Raw genomic sequence first — 3,658 nt, 5'->3', positions numbered from 1 at the left:
GGGTTTATTATGAGGGTGAGGATCCTGATCACCCAACGAAATTACCAAAACGACAACGATAATTTATGAAATCAATTGACTTTCGTGGGAATAATTTGTATTATGTTAATTGGTATTGTTTGCCCCACGATAAGCCCCGGAATCTTATTTGGTGTCGAACAAACACAGGAACATGGAGGAATTAATAGTGCGTACAACTTATATGGCAAAACCTGGTGAAGTAGAACGTAAATGGTACGTTGTTGACGCAACAGACGTATCTCTTGGTCGTCTTTCATCAGCAGTAGCAACAATTTTACGAGGCAAGAACAAGCCGACTTTCACACCTAACGTCGATACTGGTGACAACGTAATTGTTATCAATGCCAGTAAAGTAGGTCTGACTGGTCGCAAAGACAAAGACAAGATCTATTACCACCACAGTCGTTTTATTGGTGGTTTGAAGCAACGGACTGCCGGTGATTTACGTCAAAACAATCCTGAAAAGTTAATTGAAACTTCCGTTAAAGGGATGCTTCCTCATGGAACATTAGGTCATAAGATTGGTTTGAAGTTACATGTCTATGCAGGTCCTGAACACGATCAACAAGCTCAAAAACCAGAAGTATTAGACATTAATAACCTAATTTAAGGAGGAATTCACTTTGGCTCAAGTACAATATCGCGGCACTGGCCGTCGTAAAGATTCAGTTGCTCGAGTACGTTTGGTACCCGGAACTGGAAAAATTATTATGAATGACAAAGCAATTGAAGATTACATCCCATTTGCTAACTTGCGTGAAGTTGTTGTGCAACCATTTAACGTTACTGAAACCTTAGGTAACTATGATACCTTGGTTAACGTTAATGGTGGTGGATTCTCTGGACAAGCTGGAGCAACTCGTCATGGAATTGCTCGTGCATTGCTCGCAGTAGATCCTGACTTCCGTGGACCATTAAAGCGCGCTGGTTTATTAACCCGTGACGCTCGTATGAAAGAACGTAAGAAGCCAGGTCTTAAAAAAGCCCGTAAAGCTTCACAATTCTCAAAGCGTTAAAATTTATTTTGCGTTTCAAAACACTTCCAAGATTGGGAGTGTTTTTTTGTTGGCCCGGTTTATTGAGATTATTTTAAAATTCCAGCCAAAGCGACATTCCGCGACAAATAAGTATTAGAATACATCACGTTATTGTATAATAGATGCATCAAATTTAAAGGGGTTACAAAGATGCCTGTTAAGAAGAAAACGTTAAGGCTGAACATGTTGGCAATGTTTATTGCAATTATTATCCTCCAGACATCGATTCCGTTAATCGGTTACATTCCAATTGGACCATTGGAGATTACCATCATTCCAATGACCGTGGTCGTCGCAACAATTCTCATGGGGACACTGGACGGCGCCATTATTGGTGGTATCTGGGGCTTAACCGTTTTTATCAGAGCGTTTGTCTGGCCGACCAGTCCGCTTGCTGCAATCGTGTTTGTCAATCCGGTGATCTCCATTTTTCCACGAATCATGATTGGCGTCGTTGCCGGCTTTGCATACACACAATTACGAAAACACTTTAAAAAAGCTGCCGTCAGTATGTCGATTGCTGCTGTTCTGGGTTCCTTAACGAATACGGTTTTAGTGTTGGGGTTAATCTACGTCTTTTACAAAGCCAAGGCACCTCAGCTTTATCAGATCAACATTAAAGAGCTCTTGCCTTACCTGTTGGGAGTCGTCGGAACAAATGGGGTTCCAGAAGCGATCTTTAGTGGCGTAGTGACACCCTTAATTGCCGTTCCGGTGAAAAAGATTTTTGACCGAGCAACGAGCGAATAAAAAAGCCGCACTGCAATAATTGCAGTCCGACTTTTTATTAAGACTTCTTGGTGGATTTCTTAGACTTTGTATTTTTGGTAGCGGGCTTTGCGTCTTCTTCGGCATCATCTTCCTCAACACGAGGAGCCGCCTTAATCATCTTGAGATGACGATTATTAATGACGACTTTTTGATGATACTTGTCGATAATTTCAGGATCATCCGATTCAAATGTTATCAAGAATGAGTTGGTATAACTCTTATCAATGTAACCATTGAATGTTTGCTTTTCGATCTTGAATGAAACCTCATCACCAACATGGAACTTGGATTGTGCTTCTGATACCTCGGTGTTTTTAACCATTGGTTTTCATCTCCAGATTTAAGTGTCAGGTGATAACATAACCGAAAATTTAAGATTTGTCAATTTTTAGTACTTCAAAGTGCCATTATTTTCAAAATTTAGATTGTCTTTATATCCGTTTATCGTTAGAATTAATTTTAAGTGAGAAAGTTTGAGGTTGGATTGGTAAAATATAAAAAGGGACGGAAGCGTCGAGCAAAAAAAGCCAACATGATTTTAATGCTGATTCTGGTCGGCACTGCGTTGGTGATTATACTTGGATTCCACGCATTATCAGAAAACTCTTACAACGAAAACAACCTGCAATCATCACAAAATGAGATTGCAGTCGAACACCGAAAATTTATCAACAAGTTGGCGCCTCAAGCCCAGCGTCTTCAAGGACAGTACAATATTTTACCAAGTATTACGCTCGCCCAAGCAATCTTGGAATCGGATTGGGGCACCAGTAAGCTTGCCAGTAAGTACTACAATTTATTTGGCGTTAAGGCTCAAGACGGGTCGACCAACTCAGTTTATTTAAACACTCAGGAGTTTGTGAATGGCCGTTACGTGACGGTTAAAGCGCGCTTTCAGGTGTATCAGAACTGGAATGAGTCGTTGGCTGATCACGCCAAGCTTTTGGCTTATGGCACAAAATGGAATTCGCAACAATATAAGGACGTCGTTTCTGCTACCAATTATTTACAGGCTGCTGATGGGCTTCAACAGGACGGCTACGCAACGGATCCCACCTACACCAAGAAGTTGATTTCACTTATTAGGCAGTACAAACTATACCAGTATGATGATTAGAAAGGAATTTTGTAATGGACTTACTTAAGCAACGCATTTTGAAGGACGGTACCGTATTACCAGGAAACGTATTGAAGGTCGATAATTTTTTGAACCATCAAGTTGATGCCCAGTTAATGGACCAAATCGGATCGGAGTTTGCCCGATTGTTCAAAGATGAAAAAGTTACCAAAGTCGTTACCGTAGAGTCCTCTGGAATTGCACCCGCACTGACGACGGCAATTCATTTAGGTGTTCCGTTAATTTTTGCCCGAAAGCACAAGAGCCTGACGTTGACCGACAATTTATACACTGCCAGCGTCTATTCATACACCAAACAGGTCAGCAACGACATCAGTGTTGATAAGCGTTTCTTAAAGCCCGACGACCGAATTTTAATTATCGATGATTTCCTTGCTAATGGTCAGGCGGTTCAAGGTTTGCTGGAAATTGCCAAATTGGCCAACGTTGACGTTGCCGGAGTCGGCATCGTCATCGAAAAGAGCTTCCAAAAGGGTCGCGCCATGATCGAAAAGACGGGTGTCCGTTTGGAATCGTTAGCCCGAATTGCGTCTTTGGACAATCAGCAAGTTACATTCGTTGAATAATACCACCGTGTAATCGTCATATTAGTTTGGAAACACTCATTTTTTATAATTTCGATAATGAAAGTAGTGAATGAATTGGCAAACGCAAATGTTCTCTATCCTGGTCAAACAATTGGCATCCTTGG

At 41.2% G+C, this 3,658-nt stretch carries 6 protein-coding genes; 5 read left to right on the top strand and 1 reads right to left on the bottom strand.

Annotated features, from left to right (window positions below; genetic code table 11):
- The first annotated feature begins 187 nt into the window (after window positions 1-187).
- The 3 genes from rplM to AB3112_RS09430 all read left to right on the top strand — a co-directional run bounded on the left by rplM (window position 188) and on the right by AB3112_RS09430 (window position 1,808).
- Window positions 188-631: a 50S ribosomal protein L13 gene (gene rplM / locus AB3112_RS09440; protein WP_057911036.1), complete on the top strand. Its 444-nt coding sequence runs from the start codon at window positions 188-190 to the stop codon at window positions 629-631.
- 13 nt (window positions 632-644) lie between these two features.
- Window positions 645-1,037 carry a 30S ribosomal protein S9 gene (gene rpsI / locus AB3112_RS09435; RefSeq protein WP_013728473.1) on the top strand — a complete coding sequence of 131 codons (393 nt, stop codon included), beginning with the start codon at window positions 645-647 and terminating at the stop codon, window positions 1,035-1,037.
- Window positions 1,038-1,208: 171 nt separating this feature from the next.
- Window positions 1,209-1,808, top strand: a complete 600-nt coding sequence (locus AB3112_RS09430) for an ECF transporter S component (protein WP_057911037.1) — start codon at window positions 1,209-1,211, stop codon at window positions 1,806-1,808.
- 37 nt (window positions 1,809-1,845) lie between these two features.
- Here AB3112_RS09430 and AB3112_RS09425 read toward each other — a convergent pair whose 3' ends face one another.
- Window positions 1,846-2,151 carry a hypothetical protein gene (locus tag AB3112_RS09425; protein WP_057911038.1) on the bottom strand — a complete coding sequence of 102 codons (306 nt, stop codon included), beginning with the start codon at window positions 2,149-2,151 and terminating at the stop codon, window positions 1,846-1,848.
- A 219-nt stretch (window positions 2,152-2,370) separates the two neighbouring features.
- Here AB3112_RS09425 and AB3112_RS09420 point away from each other — a divergent pair, with 219 nt between their 5' ends.
- On the top strand, window positions 2,371-2,946 hold the full coding sequence (locus AB3112_RS09420; RefSeq protein ID WP_057911109.1) for a glycoside hydrolase family 73 protein: 576 nt from the start codon (window positions 2,371-2,373) through the stop codon (window positions 2,944-2,946).
- Window positions 2,947-2,960: 14 nt separating this feature from the next.
- Window positions 2,961-3,533 carry a xanthine phosphoribosyltransferase gene (locus AB3112_RS09415; protein WP_084974734.1) on the top strand — a complete coding sequence of 191 codons (573 nt, stop codon included), beginning with the start codon at window positions 2,961-2,963 and terminating at the stop codon, window positions 3,531-3,533.
- The last annotated feature ends 125 nt before the right edge of the window (window positions 3,534-3,658 follow it).

The organism is Lentilactobacillus sp. (genome assembly GCF_040773105.1).
GTDB lineage: Bacteria > Bacillota > Bacilli > Lactobacillales > Lactobacillaceae > Lentilactobacillus > Lentilactobacillus parabuchneri.
Note: the sequence above shows the minus strand (reverse complement) of the source record. Positions and strands in the feature narration are given on the sequence as shown.